21 protein-coding genes are annotated in these 20979 nt (G+C 61.2%); 18 read left to right on the top strand and 3 right to left on the bottom strand.

Translation table 11 applies throughout. The annotated features are described in order from the left end of the window. Positions 1 to 338: 338 nt before the first annotated feature. A complete protein-coding gene (locus ACKLNA_RS28250; RefSeq protein ID WP_408987773.1) occupies positions 339 to 1292 on the bottom strand; it encodes an alpha/beta hydrolase in 954 nt (317 codons plus the stop codon). A gap of 130 nt (positions 1293 to 1422) precedes the next feature. On the opposite strand from ACKLNA_RS28250, the gene aroC reads away from it, so the two are divergent. The 5 genes from aroC (at position 1423) to mtnC (ending at position 5640) form a co-directional block, all read left to right on the top strand. Further along, on the top strand, positions 1423 to 2514 hold the full coding sequence (gene aroC / locus ACKLNA_RS28255; RefSeq protein ID WP_114882003.1) for a chorismate synthase: 1092 nt from the start codon (positions 1423 to 1425) through the stop codon (positions 2512 to 2514). A 31-nt stretch (positions 2515 to 2545) separates the two neighbouring features. Beyond that, positions 2546 to 3691 (top strand): MFS transporter, encoded by a 1146-nt coding sequence (locus ACKLNA_RS28260; protein ID WP_408987774.1) that lies wholly within the window; start codon positions 2546 to 2548, stop codon positions 3689 to 3691. Beyond that, a complete protein-coding gene (locus ACKLNA_RS28265; protein ID WP_085710648.1) occupies positions 3688 to 4314 on the top strand; it encodes a methylthioribulose 1-phosphate dehydratase in 627 nt (208 codons plus the stop codon). The genes ACKLNA_RS28260 and ACKLNA_RS28265 overlap by 4 nt, the downstream gene beginning before the upstream one ends. Positions 4315 to 4406: 92 nt before the next feature. Beyond that, positions 4407 to 4952 carry an acireductone dioxygenase gene (locus ACKLNA_RS28270; protein ID WP_085710649.1) on the top strand — a complete coding sequence of 182 codons (546 nt, stop codon included), beginning with the start codon at positions 4407 to 4409 and terminating at the stop codon, positions 4950 to 4952. A 4-nt stretch (positions 4953 to 4956) separates the two neighbouring features. Beyond that, a complete protein-coding gene (gene mtnC, locus ACKLNA_RS28275) occupies positions 4957 to 5640 on the top strand; it encodes an acireductone synthase (RefSeq protein WP_408987775.1) in 684 nt (227 codons plus the stop codon). A gap of 78 nt (positions 5641 to 5718) precedes the next feature. On the opposite strand, the gene ACKLNA_RS28280 is transcribed toward mtnC, so the two are convergent. Further along, entirely contained in the window at positions 5719 to 5997 is a 279-nt protein-coding gene (locus ACKLNA_RS28280; protein WP_085710651.1) for a DUF3509 domain-containing protein, read from the bottom strand. Positions 5998 to 6385: 388 nt separating this feature from the next. Here ACKLNA_RS28280 and ACKLNA_RS28285 point away from each other — a divergent pair, with 388 nt between their 5' ends. The 10 genes from ACKLNA_RS28285 (at position 6386) to ACKLNA_RS28330 (ending at position 15336) form a co-directional block, all read left to right on the top strand. Next, on the top strand, positions 6386 to 8224 hold the full coding sequence (locus ACKLNA_RS28285) for a long-chain-acyl-CoA synthetase (protein WP_408987776.1): 1839 nt from the start codon (positions 6386 to 6388) through the stop codon (positions 8222 to 8224). A gap of 97 nt (positions 8225 to 8321) precedes the next feature. Next, on the top strand, positions 8322 to 8840 hold the full coding sequence (locus tag ACKLNA_RS28290) for an ankyrin repeat domain-containing protein (protein WP_262196138.1): 519 nt from the start codon (positions 8322 to 8324) through the stop codon (positions 8838 to 8840). 91 nt (positions 8841 to 8931) lie between these two features. Then, positions 8932 to 9462, top strand: a complete 531-nt coding sequence (locus tag ACKLNA_RS28295; RefSeq protein ID WP_408987777.1) for a hypothetical protein — start codon at positions 8932 to 8934, stop codon at positions 9460 to 9462. Between the two features lie 71 nt (positions 9463 to 9533). Continuing rightward, positions 9534 to 9725 carry a PLDc N-terminal domain-containing protein gene (locus tag ACKLNA_RS28300; protein WP_003223221.1) on the top strand — a complete coding sequence of 64 codons (192 nt, stop codon included), beginning with the start codon at positions 9534 to 9536 and terminating at the stop codon, positions 9723 to 9725. Between the two features lie 134 nt (positions 9726 to 9859). Then, the gene (speE, locus tag ACKLNA_RS28305; protein WP_085608797.1) at positions 9860 to 10735 is read left to right on the top strand and encodes a polyamine aminopropyltransferase; all 876 of its coding nucleotides are present in this window, start codon (positions 9860 to 9862) and stop codon (positions 10733 to 10735) included. A gap of 154 nt (positions 10736 to 10889) precedes the next feature. Beyond that, the gene (locus tag ACKLNA_RS28310; protein ID WP_085710655.1) at positions 10890 to 11123 is read left to right on the top strand and encodes a hypothetical protein; all 234 of its coding nucleotides are present in this window, start codon (positions 10890 to 10892) and stop codon (positions 11121 to 11123) included. Between the two features lie 210 nt (positions 11124 to 11333). Further along, positions 11334 to 11681, top strand: coding sequence for a ribonuclease E inhibitor RraB (locus tag ACKLNA_RS28315; RefSeq protein ID WP_408987778.1), 348 nt, complete (start codon positions 11334 to 11336; stop codon positions 11679 to 11681). Positions 11682 to 12157: 476 nt separating this feature from the next. Continuing rightward, entirely contained in the window at positions 12158 to 13567 is a 1410-nt protein-coding gene (locus tag ACKLNA_RS28320) for a circularly permuted type 2 ATP-grasp protein (RefSeq protein ID WP_408987779.1), read from the top strand. 12 nt (positions 13568 to 13579) lie between these two features. Beyond that, positions 13580 to 14530 carry an alpha-E domain-containing protein gene (locus tag ACKLNA_RS28325; RefSeq protein ID WP_085710656.1) on the top strand — a complete coding sequence of 317 codons (951 nt, stop codon included), beginning with the start codon at positions 13580 to 13582 and terminating at the stop codon, positions 14528 to 14530. Further along, the gene (locus tag ACKLNA_RS28330; protein WP_085705298.1) at positions 14527 to 15336 is read left to right on the top strand and encodes a transglutaminase family protein; all 810 of its coding nucleotides are present in this window, start codon (positions 14527 to 14529) and stop codon (positions 15334 to 15336) included. Before ACKLNA_RS28325 ends, ACKLNA_RS28330 begins: the two co-directional genes overlap by 4 nt. A gap of 14 nt (positions 15337 to 15350) precedes the next feature. Here the strand turns inward: ACKLNA_RS28330 and ACKLNA_RS28335 are convergent, their stop codons facing one another. Beyond that, positions 15351 to 16178, bottom strand: a complete 828-nt coding sequence (locus tag ACKLNA_RS28335) for a c-type cytochrome (RefSeq protein ID WP_408987788.1) — start codon at positions 16176 to 16178, stop codon at positions 15351 to 15353. Between the two features lie 582 nt (positions 16179 to 16760). On the opposite strand from ACKLNA_RS28335, the gene ACKLNA_RS28340 reads away from it, so the two are divergent. From ACKLNA_RS28340 to ACKLNA_RS28350, 3 genes are all read left to right on the top strand, one after another. After that, positions 16761 to 17966 carry an acetyl-CoA C-acetyltransferase gene (locus ACKLNA_RS28340; protein WP_408987780.1) on the top strand — a complete coding sequence of 402 codons (1206 nt, stop codon included), beginning with the start codon at positions 16761 to 16763 and terminating at the stop codon, positions 17964 to 17966. Between the two features lie 17 nt (positions 17967 to 17983). Further along, positions 17984 to 20128: a 3-hydroxyacyl-CoA dehydrogenase NAD-binding domain-containing protein gene (locus ACKLNA_RS28345; protein ID WP_408987781.1), complete on the top strand. Its 2145-nt coding sequence runs from the start codon at positions 17984 to 17986 to the stop codon at positions 20126 to 20128. Between the two features lie 95 nt (positions 20129 to 20223). Continuing rightward, positions 20224 to 20946: an amidotransferase gene (locus tag ACKLNA_RS28350; RefSeq protein ID WP_408987782.1), complete on the top strand. Its 723-nt coding sequence runs from the start codon at positions 20224 to 20226 to the stop codon at positions 20944 to 20946. Positions 20947 to 20979 lie beyond the last annotated feature (33 nt).

Consider the following 20979-nt stretch of genomic DNA (forward strand, 5'->3'; position numbering starts at 1 on the left):
GCTTGTCGCCAGCCAGTACGCTGGCGACAAAGGCTTATCGGCCGTTTTTTTCAGGACTGGAGGGTCTGGGGGCGTTCTCAGCTAGTTTTTACGCCGCGTTGTCGCCTTAAAGCGGGCCAGGCAAGGCGTAGGCCGCTGGAAATGGTTGTTCCCTTTCCAAGGCCTGCAACGCAGGCTGGCCCGCTTTAAGGCACAACCCGAAGGGCCGGGCCTGCTGTTGTGCAGGGCAGCGTTGCTCGAAGCTTATTTGGAATGACCAAATCACGCTTCTCGCGCCTTGCCCTGCACAACAGCAGACCCGGCGCGGCGTGAAAACTAGCTGAGAACGCCCCCTGCGCTTAACGGGTGCGAAGTCCGTCAATAAATTCGAGGATCCGGGTCCCCAGCTCGGCCGCCAGAGGCAGATTCGGGTCCTTGTAGGAGGCCATTTGCCGCTTCACGTCGTTGGGCACGATGCGCATCACGTGGTTCATGCCTTCGATCAACGCCAGTGTCGCATCGGGTTTTGCCGCCTTGAGCAGGTTGGCGTCATCGACCTGCACCTGAATGTCGTTACTGCCCTGGACGATCAAGGCCGGCATTTTCAGTTGAGCGAAAGCTGCGGACGGATCCTGCCGGAACAGCGAAATCAGATACGGCTGCACGCTCGGGCGGAAGATCGCCTGCAACGGCGGCGGGACATTGTCGTCGGTGTGCCCGGTCTTGAGGCTGTCGAGCAGTTCATTGCTGCGCAACATCAACGGTGGCGGAAGACTGCGCGCCAGTTGCCGACGCAACACCTGATCAATCGGCCGTGCCGTGCCGGACAGCGAAATGACTGCCGCAGCGTCGACTTTAGGTGCGGCCAGGCTGGCAATCAGTGCGCCCTCGCTGTGACCCAGCAGGATCAACGGGCCGAAACGCGGGTCAGCCTTGAGCTTCTGGCCCCAGGCCACGGCATCCGCGACATAGGCATCCACCGACAGATTGCGCTCATCCGGCGTCGCGGCCAGGCTCGCGGCCACCCCGCGCTTGTCGAAACGCACGCTGGCGATATTGTGTTTGGCCAGCACCCAGGCCAGCCGCTTGAGGCTGTCGTTGCGCCCGCCGTCGGGGTTGTTTCCGTCACGATCCGTAGGACCCGAGCCAGAAAGAATGAGGACAACCGGCACCGGGTTGTCAGACTTTGGCAGCAACAGCGAGCCGAAAAGTTCGCCGCTGCCGGTGTCCAGAGTCACCGGACGTTGCAGGACAGTTGCCTGGACGAAGCCAGTAAACAGGGTAAGGCTCAAGATCAAAACTCGCAGCATCATCACGCCATCATTTGCAAAGGTGCCGGTTGGACTCACCAACACCGCCAAGGTTCGAGGATGAACTACTCGGTTAGCCTGCGTATACTGGCGCGCATCATGAATTTGGGTTTGATTTCACGGAGCGTCCTGCATGTCCGGCAATACCTACGGCAAGTTGTTCACTGTCACCACCGCGGGCGAAAGCCATGGTCCGGCGTTGGTCGCCATTGTCGACGGCTGCCCGCCGGGCCTGGAGATTTCCCTTGAGGACCTGCAGCGCGACCTCGATCGCCGCAAACCGGGCACCAGCCGCCACACCACCCAGCGCCAGGAAGCGGACGAAGTCGAAATCCTCTCCGGCGTGTTTGAGGGCCGCACCACCGGCTGCTCCATTGGCCTGCTGATCCGCAACACCGACCAGAAGTCCAAGGACTACTCGGCAATCAAGGATCTGTTCCGTCCGGCCCACGCCGACTACACCTACCACCACAAATACGGCGAGCGTGATTACCGCGGCGGCGGTCGCAGCTCGGCGCGGGAAACCGCCATGCGCGTGGCGGCCGGTGCGATTGCCAAGAAATACCTGGCGACCCAGGGCATCGTCATTCGCGGCTACATGAGCCAGCTCGGCCCGATCGAAATCCCCTTCAAGACCTGGGAATCGGTCGAGCAGAACGCCTTCTTCAGCCCGGACCCGGACAAGGTGCCGGAACTGGAAGCCTACATGGACCAGTTGCGCCGTGATCAGGACTCGGTCGGGGCCAAGATCACCGTGGTTGCCGAAGGCGTGATGCCGGGCCTGGGCGAGCCGATCTTCGACCGTCTCGACGCCGAACTGGCCCACGCGCTGATGAGCATCAACGCGGTCAAAGGCGTGGAAATCGGCGCCGGTTTCGCTTCGGTCGCCCAGCGTGGCACCGAGCATCGCGATGAAATGACCCCGGAAGGTTTCCTCAGCAACAACGCCGGCGGCATCCTCGGCGGCATCTCGTCCGGTCAGCCGATCGTCGCGCACCTGGCGTTGAAGCCAACCTCGAGCATCACCACCCCGGGCCGTTCGATCGACATCGACGGCAACCCGGTCGAAGTGATCACCAAGGGCCGTCACGATCCGTGCGTCGGCATCCGCGCCACGCCGATTGCCGAGGCGATGATGGCCATCGTGCTGATGGATCACCTGCTGCGTCACCGTGGCCAGAACGCCGATGTGCGCGTGAACACCCCGGTTCTGGGCCAGCTCTGATGGGTCAACTCACAGCCGCTGCGGTCTGACCGTGGCGGCGCTCCCGTACTGGCGGCTGTCCAGTTTCTATCTGTTCTATTTCGCCTTGCTCGGCTCGACGGCGCCATTTTTGGCGCTGTACTTCGATCACCTCGGATTCAGCGCCGCGCGCATCGGCGAGCTGGTGGCGATCCCGATGCTGATGCGCTGCGTGGCGCCGAACATCTGGGGCTGGCTCGGCGACTACACCGGCAGACGCCTGGCCATCGTGCGCTTCGGCGCGGTGTGCACGCTGCTGACGTTCTCGCTGATTTTCGTCAGCAAGACCTACGCCTGGCTGGCGATGGTCATGGCGCTGCATGCGTTCTTCTGGCACGCGGTGTTGCCGCAGTTCGAAGTCATCACGCTTGCGCATCTGCAGGGCCAGACCTCCCGCTACAGCCAGATCCGGCTATGGGGCTCGATCGGTTTCATCATCACCGTGGTCGCGCTCGGGCGATTGTTCGAATGGCTGAGCCTCGACATCTACCCGGCGGCGCTGGTGTTGATCATGGCCGGCATCGTGCTCAGCAGTCTGTGGGTGCCGAACGCGCAGCCACCTCAGGGCAACCGGCCGACGGGCGAGGGTTTTCTCAAACAGTTGCGCAGTCCCGGGGTGCTGGCGTTCTACGGTTGCGTGGCGCTGATGCAGATGAGCCACGGGCCGTATTACACCTTTCTGACCTTGCACCTTGAGCGACTGGGTTACAGCCGTGGCGTGATCGGCATGCTCTGGGCCGTTGGCGTGGTGGCGGAAGTGCTGATGTTCATGGCCATGAGTTGGATCCTCGCGCGGTTTTCCCTGCGCCGCGTGCTGATGGCCAGTTTTCTGCTGGCGGCGCTGCGCTGGTTGCTGCTAGGTTCGTTCGCCGAATTCCTCTGGGTGCTGCTGTTTGCCCAGGTGCTGCATGCCGCGACTTTCGGCAGCTTTCATGCATCTGCCATCGCGTTCGTGCAACGTAGCTTCGGCGCACGCCAGCAAGGGCAGGGCCAGGCGTTGTATGCGGCGCTGGCCGGCACCGGCGGTGCGCTCGGCGCGTTGTATTCCGGCTACAGCTGGAATGCCCTCGGCGCGACATTGACCTTTAGTATTGCCAGTCTCGCAGCGCTCGCCGCTGCCGTTATCATTGCCATTCGAATGCAAGAGGACAGGCCATGAGCCTTACCCGTGAACAGCTTGCCCAGCAAATCGTCGATGCCGGGCGTTTTCTTTATGGTCGCGGCTGGTCGCCGGCCACCAGCAGCAACTATTCGACGCGCCTGTCGCCGAGCGAAGCGTTGCTGACCGTGTCCGGCAAACACAAGGGCCAACTGGGGCTGGACGATGTTTTGGCCACCGACCTGTCCGGCAACAGCCTGGAACCGGGCAAAAAGCCGTCCGCCGAAACTCTGCTGCACACCCAGCTCTATAGCTGGCGCCCGGAGATCGGCGCGGTGCTGCACACCCACTCGGTGAACGCCACGGTGCTGTCGCGCCTGACGCCGGAAGACTTCATCGAGTTCGAAGACTACGAACTGCAAAAAGCCTTCAGCGGCATTTCGACCCACGAATCCCGGGTGCGTGTGCCGATCTTCGACAACGATCAGGACATTGCACGCCTCGCCGCCAAGGTGCAGCCTTGGCTCGACGCCCATCCCGATTGCGTCGGTTATCTGATTCGCGGCCACGGCCTCTACACCTGGGGCGCGCAGATGAGTGACGCGTTGCGCCAGATCGAGGCCTTTGAATTCCTGTTTGAATGCGAGTTGAAGACCCGCAGCGTCATGAACCGCCAAGGCTGACTTCACCAGAACCAGCCCATTTGCCTGATGAATGCAGTGCCCGACCGGTCTCGAAGAACCGGACGGCAAGGCCGATACCGAGGAATTGCCCCATGAGCAGCCTGTCCGTCTATCACGTTTCCAGCCCTGAAATTCCGAACAAGGTGCTGACCCATTTCGAAGACATCGCCTCGACCCTGGCCGAGCAGGGCGTGCGTTTCGACCGCTGGCAAGCCGCCGCGAAGATCCAGCCCGGCGCCAGCCAGGAAGAAGTGATCGGCGCCTACAAAGAGCAGATCGACAAACTGATGACCGAGCGCGGTTACATCACCGTCGATGTGGTCAGCCTCAACAGCGATCACCCGCAAAAAGCCGAGTTGCGCGCCAAGTTTCTCGAAGAACATCGCCATGGCGAAGACGAAGTGCGCTTTTTCGTCGCCGGTCGTGGTCTGTTTACCCTGCACATCGACGATTACGTCTACGCCGTGCTATGCGAGAAGAACGACCTGATTTCGGTACCAGCGGGCACCAAACACTGGTTCGACATGGGCGAGAACCCGCACTTTGTCGCGATCCGCCTGTTCAACAACCCTGAAGGCTGGGTCGCCAACTTCACCGGCGAAGACATCGCCGGCCGCTTCCCGCGCCTGGAGGACTGAGCCGATGTCGATCAAGGTCATCCTCACCGATATCGAAGGCACCACCAGCGCGGTGAGTTTTGTGTTTGACGTTTTGTTCCCGTATGCGGCAAAACACCTGCCGGACTTTGTTCGCCAGAACGCCCAGCGCGCCGACGTCGCCGAACAACTGGACGCCGTGCGTCGCGACAGCAACGAACCGCAGGCCGACGTTGAGCGGGTCGTGGACATTCTGCTGGCATGGATCGCCGAAGACCGCAAAGCCACGCCGCTGAAAGCGTTGCAGGGCATGGTCTGGGAACAGGGCTATCAGGCCGGGCAGTTGAAGGGGCATGTTTACCCGGATGCGGTCGAAGCTCTCAAACGTTGGCATCAGGCCGGGTATCAACTGTTCGTGTACTCGTCCGGTTCGATCCAGGCACAGAAGCTGATTTTCGGCTGTTCGGAGGCCGGGGATCTGACGCCGCTGTTCAGAGGCTACTTCGACACCACGTCGGGCCCCAAGCGCGAAGCGCAGTCTTACAGCAATATCCAGCAGGCCATCGGGGTCGAGCCGCAGGAAATCCTGTTCCTGTCCGACATCGTGCAGGAACTCGATGCGGCCCAGGCCGCAGGCTTGCAAACCTGCGGGCTGGCCCGTGAGGGCGGGGAGCTGGAAGGGCATGTGACCGTCGACAGCTTTACCGGGATCGAACCGGAAGCGTTCTGACTCCAGAAAATCGATGCGCAAAAAAAACAGGCCGTGAAGCGGAAGCTCCACGGCCTGTTTGTTTAAGCGGTGTTCGTATTACATCGAGTGATAGGTCGGCAGGGCAAAACGCTGCTGACTTTGCAGCATGCCGATTTGCGGCAGCTCGCTGGCCTGTTCGGCCAAGTCACGGCGGATCGCGCTGATTGCCCACGACAGTTGGTCGCCGGCATGCAATTGCTGATAAGTGAGCGCACGTTTGAACACTTTGCCGTCGGCACTCTTCAGTGTCAGCAGGATCCCGCCATCGGGACGCGGTTGGGTGGTGACTGCGAAGTTGGAGAACAGGGAGGTAAATTTTTCTTGGATCAGGCTCATGTCTTTCAGCTCCGTATGCACTTGAATGGCAAGCATGCGGAGGAGGTTGCAGCGATTGTGCCAGTATTTTGTTTTTATAAAGTCGTTATAAATCAATAAGTTATAAATTATGCAAATTCGACTCGTCGTGCATTCTGCATGAATGGCCATCGTGCATCCTGCATTTTGCGGGATCGCTGTCGATCCGATGGAACCATTCCCTGCGGCTGCAATCCCGTTTCGCCTTGTAGCGTTGGCGGATACAAAACATTGCAAAAACCGCGTGTACAGCCCGAGAAGCCCTGACGTATTTTCGGCCTCGACCCTCGCTCGAGAAGCGCCGGTTGCCTCACCTGATTGCCCGACAATAAAAATCCGGCCTGCACGTCAAGGTCGAACGGGAGCTGCCATGAGTCACGCGCCTAGCGACACGATTACCTGGGGCATGATGCTCCGCAAACTGCCGATGATCGCCAAAGCCATCCCTCGGGTGGTGAAAGGCATGAAGGTGGCCAACGTCAAGGATCCGACCCAAACCTGTGGCCTGGGCTGGACATTCGAGCAAGCGACCCTGCGCAATCCCGAAGGCCCAGCGCTGCTGTCGGGCGAAGTGGTGCTGAGTTATTCACAGGTCAACCAGTGGGCGAACCGCATCGCCCACTATCTGATCGGGCAGGGCATCGGCAAGGGCGACGTGGTGGCAGTGTTCATCGAGAACCGTCCGGAACTGCTGGTGACGATTCTGGCGCTGGCCAAGGTCGGCGCCGTCAGCGCACTGCTCAATACCTCACAGACCCGCGACACGCTGATCCACAGCATCAATCTGGTGGCGCCGGTGGCAATTGTCGTCGGCGAGGAATTGCTGCCAGCCTTCGCGGCGGTGCGCGAGCAAGTGTCGATTCCGGCAGCGCGCGTCTGGTTTGTCGCCGATCAGGACACCTTCAGCCATCCGGGCATTGCGCCGGAGGGTTACACCAATCTGATCAGCGCCAGCGCCGATGCATCGGGCGACAATCCGGCCAGCAGCCGGCAGATCTTCTTCGACGACCCGTGCTTCTACATCTACACCTCCGGCACCACCGGTTTGCCCAAGGCCGGGGTGTTCAAGCACGGCCGCTGGATGCGCAGCTCGGCGAGCTTCGGCATGATCGCCCTCGACATGCGCCCGGACGACATCGTCTATTGCACCTTGCCGCTGTATCACGCCACCGGGCTTTGCGTGTGCTGGGGCTCGGCGGTCAACGGCGCGTCGGGTTTCGCGATTCGCCGCAAGTTCAGCGCCCGGCAGTTCTGGAGCGATGTGCGTCGCTACCGCGCCACCACCATCGGCTACGTCGGCGAGTTGTGCCGTTATCTGGTGGATCAGCCGGTCAGCAGCGATGACAGCCGCCATGACGTGCGCAAGATGATCGGCAACGGTTTGCGGCCCGGTGCCTGGGCCGAGTTCAAGACCCGGTTCGCGGTGGATCACATCTGCGAACTGTATGCGGCCAGCGACGGCAACATCGGCTTCACCAACATCCTCAATTTCGACAACACCATCGGCTTCTCGCTGATGGCCTGGGAACTGGTTGCCTACGATCAGGACAGCGGCGAACCGATTCGCGGTGACGACGGCTTCATGCGCAAGGTCGACCGGGGTGAGCGTGGCCTGTTGCTGGCGCGGATCGACGACAAGGCGCCGCTGGACGGCTACACCGATCCGCAGAAAACCGCGAAAGTCGTGCTGCAGGATGTATTCGCCAAGGGCGATCGCTTCTTCAACACCGGCGATCTGCTGCGCAACATCGGTTTCGGCCATGCGCAGTTTGTCGATCGCCTCGGCGACACCTACCGTTGGAAGGGCGAGAACGTCTCGACCACCGAGGTCGAGAACCTGCTGCTCCAGCATCCGCACATTTCCGAAGCCGTGGCCTATGGCGTGGAAATCCCCAACACCAACGGTCGCGCCGGCATGGCGGCGATCACCCCGGCCGAGTCTCTGGCGACGCTGGACTTCACCGAGTTGCTGGCCTTCGCCCGTCAGCGCATGCCGGCCTATGCCGTGCCGCTGTTCCTGCGGGTCAAGGTGAAGATGGAAACCACCGGCACTTTCAAATACCAGAAGACGCGTCTGAAAAACGAAGGCTTCGACCCCGGCCAGACAGGCGATGACCCGATCTATGCCTGGCTGCCGGGCACCGACACCTACGTGCAGGTCACGGATGAGATCCTTGCGGACATCCAGGCACGCAAGTTCCGTTATTGATATTGGCTATCGCGAAGCTTGGAAAAAAGGGGGTGACAGCTATCGCCTCGCTCGGGAAACTAGCGGCTTTCCGATTGACCGAAAGTGGAGTTGCCCCATGTCCGACCAAAGCCGCCAGATGACCCCCGAAGAAGCTGCCGAATTCACCGAGCAGGTATTCAACAAGGCGCGCGAAGGCGATGCGGTGATGCTGGACCGCCTGATCACCGCCGGTCTGCCGGTGAACCTGACCAACAGCAAGGGCGACACCTTGCTGATGCTCGCCAGTTACTACGGGCATGTGGACGCGGTGCAAGTGCTGCTCAAGCACAAGGCCGACCCGGAGCAACGCAATGGCAACGGCCAGAGCCCGATTGCCGGCGCGGCGTTCAAGGGTGATCTGGCGGTGGTCAAGGCGTTGGTGGCCGGTGGCGCGCAGATTGAAGGCGCCTCTTTCGATGGCCGTACGGCGCTGATGATGGCAGCGATGTTCAACCGCGTTGAAATCGTCGACTTCCTGATCGACCAGGGCGCCGACCCGAAAGCCAAGGACGCCAACGGCGTCACCGCGCTGGACGCGGCTCGCACCATGGGCGCTGTGGACACCACCGCGCAGCTGGAAAAACTGCTGGGCTGACACCGTCGGTCCGCAGGCGGCTCTGTGGCGAGGGCGAGAATGCGCTATCCTTCGCGCCCTCGAAATTCCCCAAGCCACAGGACCTGCCCCCATGAAAGCCGTACTCGCCGAACTCATCAGCAAAATCAGCTCCGGCTGCATGGGCGAAGACGAGATTCAGAAGGTCGCCGATGAAGCCGCTCAGGCCTACGCCGATGCCGACGCTTTTCTGACCGCCAATCCGGACATCAACTACGACGACACCTTCCCGATTCCGCTGGGTGAGTGGGTCGTGGTCGGCAGTCTGCCGGAGACCGTGCTGTTCCAGGCCGATACCTACGTCGATCTGTTCGCGCAGATCGTGGCTTCGTTCGGGCCGGGCGTGGAGTTCAACCTCAAGCCCAAGCAACTGGCCAAGACCGAAGCGCTGACCGCGCTCAACCGCATCCAGGTGCAGATGAGCAGCCTGAACAAGGAAAACGGCGGCTATACCCTGATGAACTTCAGCCAGTTGCTCGACGACGAGCTGCAAGTGGTGCTGGTCTACGGCAACGACGTGCCGCGCGTGCTGGAGCTGTGCGCCGAAGTCGGCATCGCCGCCGCGCCGTCGCTGGAAGCCTTGAAGGTCGCCGTTCACGTCTGAACGCAATAAAAAGGAACCCTGCGCGCGACCGTCTATCCTAAAAGTGCATGCCACTATTCTGGAGCGACACCATGGGTTCCACGTTCAACGGCCTGATCGGCCTGATCATTCTTGCCCTCGACATCTGGGCGATCATCAACGTGCTGAAAAGCGGCGCCGAGACCGGGATGAAAATCCTCTGGGTGCTGTTGATCATCCTCCTGCCGGTGCTGGGCCTGATCATCTGGGCGATCGCCGGGCCGCGGGGCAATGTGCGGATCTGACCGTTCGCACCCTGATCGGGTCGGGCCGATGAACTGAGGTTCGACCTGTCATCTTCGGCAACGTAGAATGCGCGCCTTTCCCGGGCAATCGAACCTGACGATTGGCGCCCGCGCATTCATCGGAGCACTTCACCATGACCGTCACCAAGACCAGCGAATACCTGGAAACCCTCTACGAAGGCTACGGCCAGCGTTTTCGCATGGAAAAACTGCTGCACGAAGTGCGCACCGAACACCAGCACCTGGTAATTTTCCAGAATCCGCGCATGGGCCGGGTGATGGCGCTGGACGGCGTGATCCAGACTACCGAAGCCGATGAATTCATCTACCACGAAATGCTCACCCACGTGCCGATCCTCGCCCATGGCACCGCCAAGCGCGTACTGATCATCGGCGGCGGCGACGGTGGCATGCTGCGCGAAGTGACCAAACACGCCAGCGTCGAGCACATCACCATGGTCGAAATCGACGGCACCGTGGTCGACATGTGCAAGGAATTCCTGCCTAACCACTCCAAGGGCGCCTACGACGATCCACGTCTGAACCTGGTGATCGACGACGGCATGCGCTTCGTCGCCACCACCACCGAAAAATTCGACGTGATCATTTCCGACTCCACCGACCCGATCGGACCGGGCGAAGTGCTGTTCTCGGAAAACTTCTACCAGGCCTGCCATCGCTGCCTGAACGAAGGCGGCATCCTCGTGACCCAGAACGGCACGCCGTTCATGCAGATCGACGAAGTGAAGACCACCGCGGGTCGCCTGCGCAGCCTGTTCCCGGACTGGCACTTCTACCAGGCGGCCGTGCCGACCTACATCGGCGGTTCGATGACCTTCGCCTGGGGTTCGACCAACCCGGCCTACCGCAAGCTGAGCCGTGAAGTCCTGCAACAGCGCTTCATCGGCAGCGGCATCGTCACCCGTTACTACAACCCGGAAATCCACATCGGCGCCTTCGCCTTGCCGCAATACGTGTTGCAAGCGGTGAACAAGCCAAGCAACGACTGATCACTCGGCCGTCATCACTGCGGGAGCGGGGCGATTCGCTCCCGTAGATGAAAGGTTTTTCATGTTTCATCGGTGTAAAGCTTTTGAACGATCAATCCTGACAAAAGTCGAGATAGATGTAAGCCCATTTGCGGGTTTGTTCGAGGAGGCTCCAATGCAAAAGTGGAAAGTCACTTTCGTGGATGATCACGGTGAAATTGTCGATGAAGTCTTCGAGCGTGCGGAATGCCCCAGCGATGATGAGGCCGCACGACTGATCAAGGAACGACTCCTTCCTGTCGCCGCCGCACTGGATCTGAACGATCTGGAAGGGCGCACCTCCGATGCAGGCGCCAAAAGCCTGAAAACCCAGAACAGCATCGAAATCCGCAGCATCACACCCATCTGAAAATCTTCTTGTCAGTAACGCACCAGGCCTTGGCAGCGGCTCTATCTTGGGGCTACTCTGCAAGCGAGATCAGCGAACGGATCGCTAAGGTCTGGTCTTGTCAGCTACATGCTTGTTTCCCGTCGGCAACACGGTTGCCGTAACGCCTGAGCCGTTCGGCCAGGTGCAGGGAATACGGAAAGTCTATCCATCTATGCGAGGGGGACGTTCATGAGCACAGCCTATCAAGAAGACATCAGCAGCCACGTGCTGCGCCGCATGAAAGAAGGCGGTTTCGATTTTTCCCGATTCCATCCCATCGAGTTCTACGCCATTTTCCCGGACGAGGAGCGGGCGCGCAGGGCGGCAGGCAAGTTTCGCGGTGAATCCATCAATGCCCAGGTCAGTGCGCGCGACGACGGCGCGTGGTCCCTGGAATTGAGCAAGGTGATGTACGCAACTTACGACGACATCGGCGATTTCGAACAGGGCTTTTCGGCGGTGGTCGAGCCCTTGGGCGGCATCATCGAAGGCTGGGGCGTGAAGCAGGAGGTGCGCAACCGCCATCGTTTGAACTGATCACCCTCGCAACACGTCGAGCAACGGCTGACCTTCGGGTCGGCCGTTGTCGTTTCTGCACCTTGAACATTGCACGGCAAAACCCTGAAACAAGAATCCTGCGCAAAAAAAAGCCACCAGGAGAGGTGGCTGAAAGGGAAGACCGGAAGGAGAGGAAACCGGTCAGGGTTACGGCCGGGAGGGCTGCCGGGGCAGTCCGAATCAGTTGAGCTGCGTGCTTTGTCAGGGACGTTTTGCAGCGGATGTGCGGATTATCCGCAGCCGGCGCCGGGCAGTGAAATCAACTCTGACTATGCTGGTGATAGGCGACAGGACTGCGTCGCAATGAAGCGGGGGCGATCAGGTTGGGGCATTTGCCGCACAGGAATGGTGCGGTGCGTGTGGCGTGAATATCCAACCGATTGAAATCAAAGCGTTTATGCCGATGGCACGGGCCTTGCGAAGGCCTGTAGGTCCGGGGTGACAAGGAGTACGGCATGATCCGCACCTATTTTGATGAAATGTACGATGCCGGCGGCCAGGTCCGCCCGCATTACCGGGAGTTTGCCCGCTGGCTGGCGGAAACGCCTGACGAACTGCTGGCCCAGCGGCGACGCGAGGCCGATCTGCTGTTCCATCGTGCCGGGATCACTTTCACGCTCTACGGGGACGAGCAAGGGACAGAACGCCTGATTCCCTTCGACACCATTCCGCGCAGTATTCCCGCCAGCGAATGGCGGATCGTCGAGCGCGGCTGCATCCAGCGGGTCAAGGCGCTGAACATGTTCCTCGCCGACCTTTACCACGAGCAGCGCATCATCAAGGTCGGGATCATTCCCGCCGAGCAGGTGCTGGCCAACGAGCAATACCAGTTGGCGATGCAGGGCCTGGATCTGCACCGCGATATCTATTCGCACATCTCCGGCGTCGATCTGGTGCGCGATGGCGACGGCACCTATTACGTGCTCGAGGACAATCTGCGCACGCCCAGCGGCGTCAGCTACATGCTCGAAGACCGCAAGATGATGATGCGTCTGTTCCCTGAACTGTTCGCGGCCCAGCGCATCGCCCCGATCGACCACTATCCGAACCTGCTGCTCGACACCCTGAAAAGCTCAAGCCCGATCGACGACCCGAGTGTTGTGGTGCTGACTCCGGGGCGGTTCAACAGCGCGTTTTTCGAGCATGCGTTTCTGGCGCGGGAAATGGGCGTGGAACTGGTCGAAGGCGCCGACTTGTTCGTACGCGACGACAAAGTCTTCATGCGCACCACCGACGGCCCGAAAGCGGTGGACGTGATCTACCGCCGACTCGACGACGCGTTTCTTGATCCATTGGCGTTCCGCCCGGATTCGATGCTCGGCGTGCCGGGGCTGTTGTCGTCCTATCGCTCCGGCAATGTGGTGCTGGCCAATGCCATCGGCACCGGGGTGGCGGACGACAAGTCGGTGTATCCGTTCGTCACCGAGATGATCCGTTTCTACCTCGATGAAGAGCCGATCCTGAAGAACGTGCCGACCTGGCAATGCCGCAATCCGTCTGAACTTTCCCATGTGCTGGCCAATCTTCCGGATCTGGTGGTCAAGGAAACCCAGGGCTCCGGCGGTTACGGCATGCTCGTGGGGCCGGCAGCGACGACCGCGGAAATCGATGCGTTCCGCGAGCGGATCAAGGCCAAGCCCCACGCGTACATCGCGCAACCGACGCTGTCGCTGTCGACCTGTCCGACCTTTGTCGAAAACGGCATTGCGCCGCGCCATATCGACCTGCGCCCGTTCGTATTGTCCGGCCTCGAAACCCGGGTCGTGCCCGGTGGTTTGACCCGTGTCGCCCTGCGTGAAGGCTCTCTGGTGGTGAATTCATCCCAGGGTGGCGGAACCAAGGACACCTGGGTGGTCGAGGATTGAAGGAAGCCTGCCATGTTAAGTAGAACTGCCTCGGATCTTTACTGGATGTCGCGTTACCTGGAGCGGGCGGAAAACCTCGCCCGCATGCTGGATGTGAGCTATTCGCTGTCGCTGATGCCGCAGGACGGCCGTGGCGACGGTCTGCACGAACTGGCGATGCCGCTGATGATCACCGGCACCCTGGACGATTACCTTGAACGCCACGGCGAGCTGCATGCCGAGCGCTTGCTGCATTTCTTCGCCCTCGATGCGGCCAACCCGGCGAGCATCTATAGCTGTCTCGGTGCGGCGCGGGCCAGTGCCCATGCGGTGCGCGGGCGGATCACCGCCGACATGTGGGAGAACATCAACGCCACCTGGCTGGAGATCCGCGGGATCGCCAATCAGGGCCTCAGCCGCTATGGCATGAGCCGTTTCTGTGAGTGGATCAAGGAGCGTTCGCACCTGTTTAGGGGCGCGTCCTACGGCACCATCATGCGCAACGACGCGTTTCGCTTCATTCGCCTGGGCACGTTCATCGAGCGGGCGGACAACACCTTGCGCCTGCTCGACGCCCGCTACGAAATGGCCGGCGATCAGGCGGAAGCGGTCAGCGATGGCACCGCCCACGCCTATTACCAGTGGAGCGCCTTGTTGCGGGCCTTGTCCTCGTTTGAGGCGTACACCGAAATCTACCGCGACGCGCCCGGCGCCCGGCATGTCGCCGAGCTGCTGCTGTTGCGCGCCGACGTGCCGCGTTCGCTGCGGGCCTGCACCGAAGAGATCGACCAGATCCTGGCGCAACTGCCGGGGGCCAACGGGCGTCCGGCACAAAGGCTGGCGGCGGAAATGGACGCACGCCTGCGCTACACCGGCATTCAAGAAATCCTCGAGGAAGGGCTGCACGCCTGGCTCACCGAATTCATCCCGCTGGTGCGCCAGCTGGGCAACGCCATTCACAGTTCCTATCTGGAGGCCGCATGAGACTTTCCATCAGCCACGAGACCACCTATCACTACGAAGATCAGGTGCGGGCGAGCATCCAGTATTTACGCCTGACACCCCACGACAGCGAGCGTCAGCATGTGCTGAGCTGGCAGCTCGACCTGCCGCGCCCGGTGCGGGCCCAGCTCGATCCGTTCGGCAACATCCTGCATGTGCTGACCATGGACGAACCCCACGAAGCGATCATCATCGGTGCTCGTGGGCAGGTCGATATCGACGAGTTGCGTGAAGCGGAGCATGAGAGCCAGTCGGCGCTGCCGTTCCTGCGTTTTACCCGGCTGACCGAGGCGGACGAGGCGTTGCGGGCGTTTGCCGAGAAGTCCTGCAAACAACGACGGGACCGCAACGCTTTGATTGACCTGATGCATGGGCTGAATCAGCACATGACCTACACGCCGGGCTCCACCGAAGTCGACACCAGCGCCGCCGAGGCGTTTGCCGGGCGGGCGGGTGTTTGCCAGGATCATGCCCACGCGTTTCTGGCCTGCGCGCGCAGCCTCGGGGTGCCGTCGCGGTATGTGTCGGGTTATCTGTACAGCGAAGATTGCGAACACCTGGCCAGTCACGCCTGGGCCGAAGCCTGGATCGATGACGCCTGGTACAGCTTTGACGTGACCAATGAACTGGCGCGGCCGGAGCGGCACTTGAAACTGGCGGTGGGGCTGGATTACCTCGACGCCTGCCCGGTGCGGGGCATGCGCCGGGGCGGGGGATCGGAGCAGATGCATGCGAAAGTGCTGGTGTCGCCGACACCAGCGCCAGTCATCTCGGTGCAGCAGCAGTAAACGATGGAGTCGGTTTACTTGGCGGGCGCAACCTTGCGCCCGGCCATGTGCTGCAAATATCCGATCAGCTTCTGCAGATCCGCATCCGGCAACACCTCGGCAGAAAACCCCGGCATCTTCGCCTGCGGCCACTGACGCAGACTCTGCGGATCGCGGATGTAGCGCTTGAGGAAGTCCGCACCGAAATACTCGGTCGGGTTGTAGGGAATATTCAGGTCCGGCCCGAACTGCGCATCCCCGGCGCCATTCAGGCGATGGCAGGCCAGACAGTTCTTCTGGAACAGCGCAAAACCCTGATTCACCGGGTCATCGGCCTTCAACGCGGGGTCCGGCAGCAGGGCAGGGAAACGCTCGGCCACCGGCGCCATACGCTTGATGCTGGCAACTTCGAACGGCCATTGTTCCGGGCTGATATTGCCGGCCTGCGGATCGGTCCACACCAGATAGAACGGCCCGGCGCTGTGTTTGCCTTCCGACAGCGGCGGCCATGGGTGGGCCGGGTCTTCAATGGCCAGCCAGGCGCGTGAGCCTTTGTTGTTCAGTAGCGGTGCGGCGGACAGCTCTGCGGCAAAACCGTCCAGCGCGACGGCTTGCAGGTGATCTTCGGGTTTGATGCCGGTCAGCAGCGCGGCAACGGGAACGGCGCGATAAGTCATGTCCTGCTTGTAGGACACGTCGTTCTTGACCGTGAGGGTTTGCACCTGAGGATGCTTGAGCAGTTCCTCGGTCTGCCAGGTGCGGCTGTTCTCGCCCAGCTCCAGGTTCAGCTGTGCGGCAGACAGGGGCAGGCTCAGCAGCATGGCCCCGAACAGAATGAGCGTTTTCAAGTGATCGCCGTCCATGTCGTGGAAGTGCGCAAAGGTTGGCACAGCCACGCTGGCCCGGGTAGCGGGCCAGTCAAATTTTCAGTGGCGATGAGCAATACCTGCCGCTTGAGTCAGCCGATGACCTTGGTCAGATTCGGCAAAATCAACAACAGCGTCGTGGCGAAAAGAATGAGCCCTGCTTGACGAACTTTCGGTTGTTTGAACATGGCTTGACCGCCTTTTTTGTTATTTCCTGATGCCTGCCTGCATATCCATGACGGCAAGCGCTGCACTTCCTGTTGAAGAACGCCTGCCTCGGCAAAACCCGACGACAACGACGTACATGTTCACCTTAGGGCCCGCGTCACGCTTGGCTTAGATCCATTTCATATGTATTTGCTGCCAGTCGCGATTAAAAAGGCATGAGGCCCATTGCCAGCTTCTTTGCCGCCCTTTTGCTAGACAGCTCGGTGACCTGAACCGGTTAACCTGGCCGGGAATGACCGTCCGTCTGAGCGTGCACGTCAACGTCATTGAGCGCTGTGGTCATTGAATCCGTGACCGTCCCGGCCAAGAGTGGAGGCACGAATTCACTCACCGCACAGGTTCGAGAACGCCATGACCCAAGCTTTGATTTTCGACGCATTACGCACGCCCCGTGGCAAAGGCAAGGCCGACGGTTCGCTGCACAGCGTCAAACCGGTGAACCTGGTGGCCGGATTGCTGACCGCGCTGCGGGCGCGCACGGCGCTGGACACCAGTCAGGTCGATGACGTGGTGCTCGGCTGTGTCACGCCGATTGGCGATCAAGGCTCCGACATCGCCAAGACCGCCGTGCAGGTGGCCGATTGGGACGTCAGTGTCGCTGGCGTGCAGATCAACCGCTTCTGCGCCTCGGGGCTGGAAGCAGTGAACCTGGGAGCGATGAAAGTGCGCTCCGGGTTTGAAGAGCTGGTGGTGGTCGGCGGCGTCGAATCCATGTCCCGCGTGCCGATGGGCAGTGACGGCGGCGCCTGGGCGCTGGATCCGCAGACCAATCTGCACAGCCACTTCACCCCTCAAGGCGTCGGTGCCGACCTGATCGCCACCCTTGAAGGCTTCAGCCGTCAGGACGTCGATGCCTACGCGCTGCACTCACAACAGAAAGCCGCCCGCGCCCGGGCCGACGGTTCGTTCAACAAATCGTTGGTACCGGTGCAGGATCAGAACGGCATCATCCTGCTCGATCACGATGAGTTCATTCGTGCCGAATCGACTCTCGAAGGCCTGGGCAAGCTCAAGCCGAGTTTCGAAATGATCGGCCAGATGGGTTTCGACGCCACGGCGCTGCGGGTCTACAGCCATGTCGAGCGCATCAACCACGTGCACACACCGGGCAACAGTTCGGGAATCGTTGATGGTGCGGCGCTGATGCTGATCGGCTCCGAAGCCAAGGGGCGCGAGTTGGGCCTGCAACCCCGGGCGCGAATCGTTGCCACGGCGGTCACCAGTACCGACCCGACCATCATGCTCACAGGCCCGGCGCCGGCCACCCGCAAGGCACTGGCCAAGGCCGGGCTGCGGGTCGAAGACATTGACCTGTTCGAAGTCAACGAGGCGTTCGCCTCGGTGGTGCTGAAATTCATCAAGGACATGGCCGTGGACCCGGACAAGGTCAACGTCAATGGCGGTTCGATTGCGATGGGCCATCCGCTGGGCGCCACCGGTTGCGCGATTCTCGGCACCTTGCTCGATGAACTGGAAGCCCGGCGCCTGCGCTACGGCCTGGCGACGCTGTGCGTCGGCGGCGGCATGGGTATCGCCACCATCATCGAACGCCTCTGACCCCAAGGAAACCTGTCATGACCCAAGCCATTCGTTACGAAAAAGGCCAGGACGGCATCGTCCTCCTGACCATCGACATGCCGGGCCAGAGCGCCAACACCATGAACGCGGTGTACCGCGAGGCCATGGCCGAAAGCGTCGCCCGACTGCTCGCGGAAAAAGATGACATCGCCGGGGTGATCATTACGTCGGCCAAAAAGACCTTCTTCGCCGGCGGCGACCTGAATGAACTGATCAAGGTCGGCAAACCCGAAGCCAAGGCCTTCTACGACATGGTGCTGACCCTCAAGGGCCAGTTGCGCACACTGGAAACCCTCGGCAAACCGGTGGTCGCGGCGATCAACGGCGCGGCGCTTGGCGGCGGCTGGGAAATCTGCCTGGCCTGCCACCACCGCGTGGCGCTGGACGATGCGTCGGTGCAACTCGGCCTGCCGGAAGTGACCCTCGGCCTGTTGCCGGGTGGCGGCGGAGTGGTGCGCATGGTGCGCATGCTCGGCATCGAAAAAGCCCTGCCGTATCTGCTCGAAGGCAAGAAAGTCCGCCCGCAGCAGGCGTTGCAGGCGGGGCTGATCGATGAGCTGGCGGCGGATCGCGAAGACCTGCTGGCCAAGGCCCGGGCCTGGATTCTGGCCAACCCTGCGGCGGTGCAGCGTTGGGATGTGAAGGGCTATCAGATTCCCGGCGGCACGCCGTCGAACCCGAAAGTTGCGCAAATGCTGGCGATTGCACCGTCGATCCTGCGCACCAAGACTCAGGGCACGTTGCCGGCGCCGGAGAAGATTCTCTGCGCGGCGGTGGAAGGCGCGCAGGTGGATTTCGATACCGCGCACCTGATCGAAACCCGTTATTTCACGGAATTGACCACCGGCCAGATCTCGAAAAACCTGATCGGCACCTTCTGGTTCCAGCTCAATGAAATCAATGCCGGCGGTTCGCGGCCGCAGGGTTTTGCGCCTTATGTGACGAAACGTGTGGGCGTCCTCGGCGCCGGGATGATGGGCGCGGGAATCGCCTACGTCAGCGCGGTGGCCGGAATCGACGTGGTGCTCAAGGACATCAACCTCGCGGCTGCCGAAAAGGGCAAGGCGCATTCGGCGGCGTTGCTGGACAAGAAAGTCGCCCGGGGGCAGATGACTGCCCAGCAGCGTGAAGCGGTGCTGGCGCGTATCCGCACCACTGAAAGCGATGCCGATCTGGCAGGTTGCGATCTGATCATCGAGGCAGTTTTCGAGGATCGTGAGCTCAAGGCCAAGGTCTCGGCAGCGGCGCAGCAGGTGGTCGGCGCTGAAGCGGTGATCGCTTCAAACACCTCGACTTTGCCAATCACCGGCCTGGCGGCTGCGGTGCCGGATCAGAGCAAGTTCATCGGACTGCACTTCTTCAGCCCCGTGGAGAAAATGCCGCTGGTGGAAATCATCAAGGGCGCGCAAACCAGCGACGAAACCCTCGCACGGGGGTTCGATTTCGTCCTGCAAATCAAGAAAACGCCGATTGTGGTCAACGACAGTCGCGGCTTCTTCACCTCGCGGGTGTTCGGCACTTTCACTAACGAAGGCATCGCCATGTTGGGTGAGGGTGTCAGCGCGCCGATGATCGAGACCGAAGCGCGCAAGGCCGGTATGCCCATCGGACCGCTGGCAATCTCCGACGAAGTTTCCCTCAGCTTGATGAGCCATATCCGTCAACAAACGGCCAAAGACCTGCAAGCAGAAGGGAAACCGCTGATTGAGCACCCGGCGTTCGCCGTGGTTGACTTGCTGCTCAACGAATACAAGCGGCCGGGCAAGGCGGCAGGAGGCGGTTTTTACGAGTACCCGGCGGGCGGCCAGAAACACTTGTGGCCCGAGCTGAAAACCCGTTTCGAGAAAGCCGACGGGCAGATTTCGCCGAAAGATGTGCGTGACCGGTTGCTGTTCGTACAGGCCATCGAGACCGTGCGCTGTGTGGAGGAGGGCGTACTGACATCGACGGCGGACGCCAACGTCGGCTCGATCTTCGGCATCGGTTTCGCGGCCTGGACGGGCGGCGCGTTGCAGTTCATCAATCAATATGGCGTGAAAGACTTTGTCGCACGGGCGCAGTACCTGGCTGAACAGTACGGCGAGCGTTTCGCACCGCCAGCGCTGCTGCTGCAAAAGGCTGCCAGCGGCGAGCTGTTCTAGCGGGTTGGGGAAGCATTCCGGGGCTTGCCTTGCCGGGTGGTTTCAGGGCAGGCTCTGGGGTGTGCATTATTCCCATCACGTGTCAGGAATTTTTTATGTCGCTACGCATCTGCATTCTGGAAACCGACATCCTGCGTCCGGAACTGGTCGATGAATATCAGGGATACGGGCAGATGTTCCAGCGCCTGTTCTCGCAACAGCCGATTGCCGCCGAGTTCACGGTGTACAACGTGATGCAGGGCGACTATCCGAGTGATGACCTGACTTTCGATGCGTACCTGATCACGGGCAGCAAGGCTGACTCGTTCGGCACTGACCCGTGGATCCAGACCCTCAAGCAATACCTGCTGACCCGCTATGAACGCGGCGACAAACTGCTCGGCGTGTGCTTCGGCCATCAGTTGCTGGCGCTGCTGCTGGGTGGCAAGAGCGAGCGTGCGACCCAGGGTTGGGGCGTCGGTACCCACAACTACAAACTGGCGGCCAAGGCTCCGTGGATGAGTCCGGTGCGAGAAGAGCTGACCCTGTTGATCAGCCACCAGGACCAGGTCACGGCGTTGCCTGAGAGCGCCACGGTGATTGCTTCCAGTGATTTCTGCCCGTTCGCCGCGTATCACATCAACGATCAGGTGCTGTGCTTCCAGGGGCATCCGGAATTCATTCACGATTACTCGCGGGCGCTGCTGGATCTGCGTCAGGAAGCGCTGGGCGAACAGATCTACAGCAAGGGCGTGGCCAGCCTTGAGAGCGATCACCACGGCACCACGGTGGCGGAATGGATGATGCGTTTCGTGGCGCACAAGCCAGACGCTGCTTGAACCCGAACGCCCCCGTGTCCTGCACGGGGGCTT

This window comes from Pseudomonas sp. UV AK001, assembly GCF_046097675.1.
Classification (GTDB): domain Bacteria; phylum Pseudomonadota; class Gammaproteobacteria; order Pseudomonadales; family Pseudomonadaceae; genus Aquipseudomonas; species Aquipseudomonas kribbensis.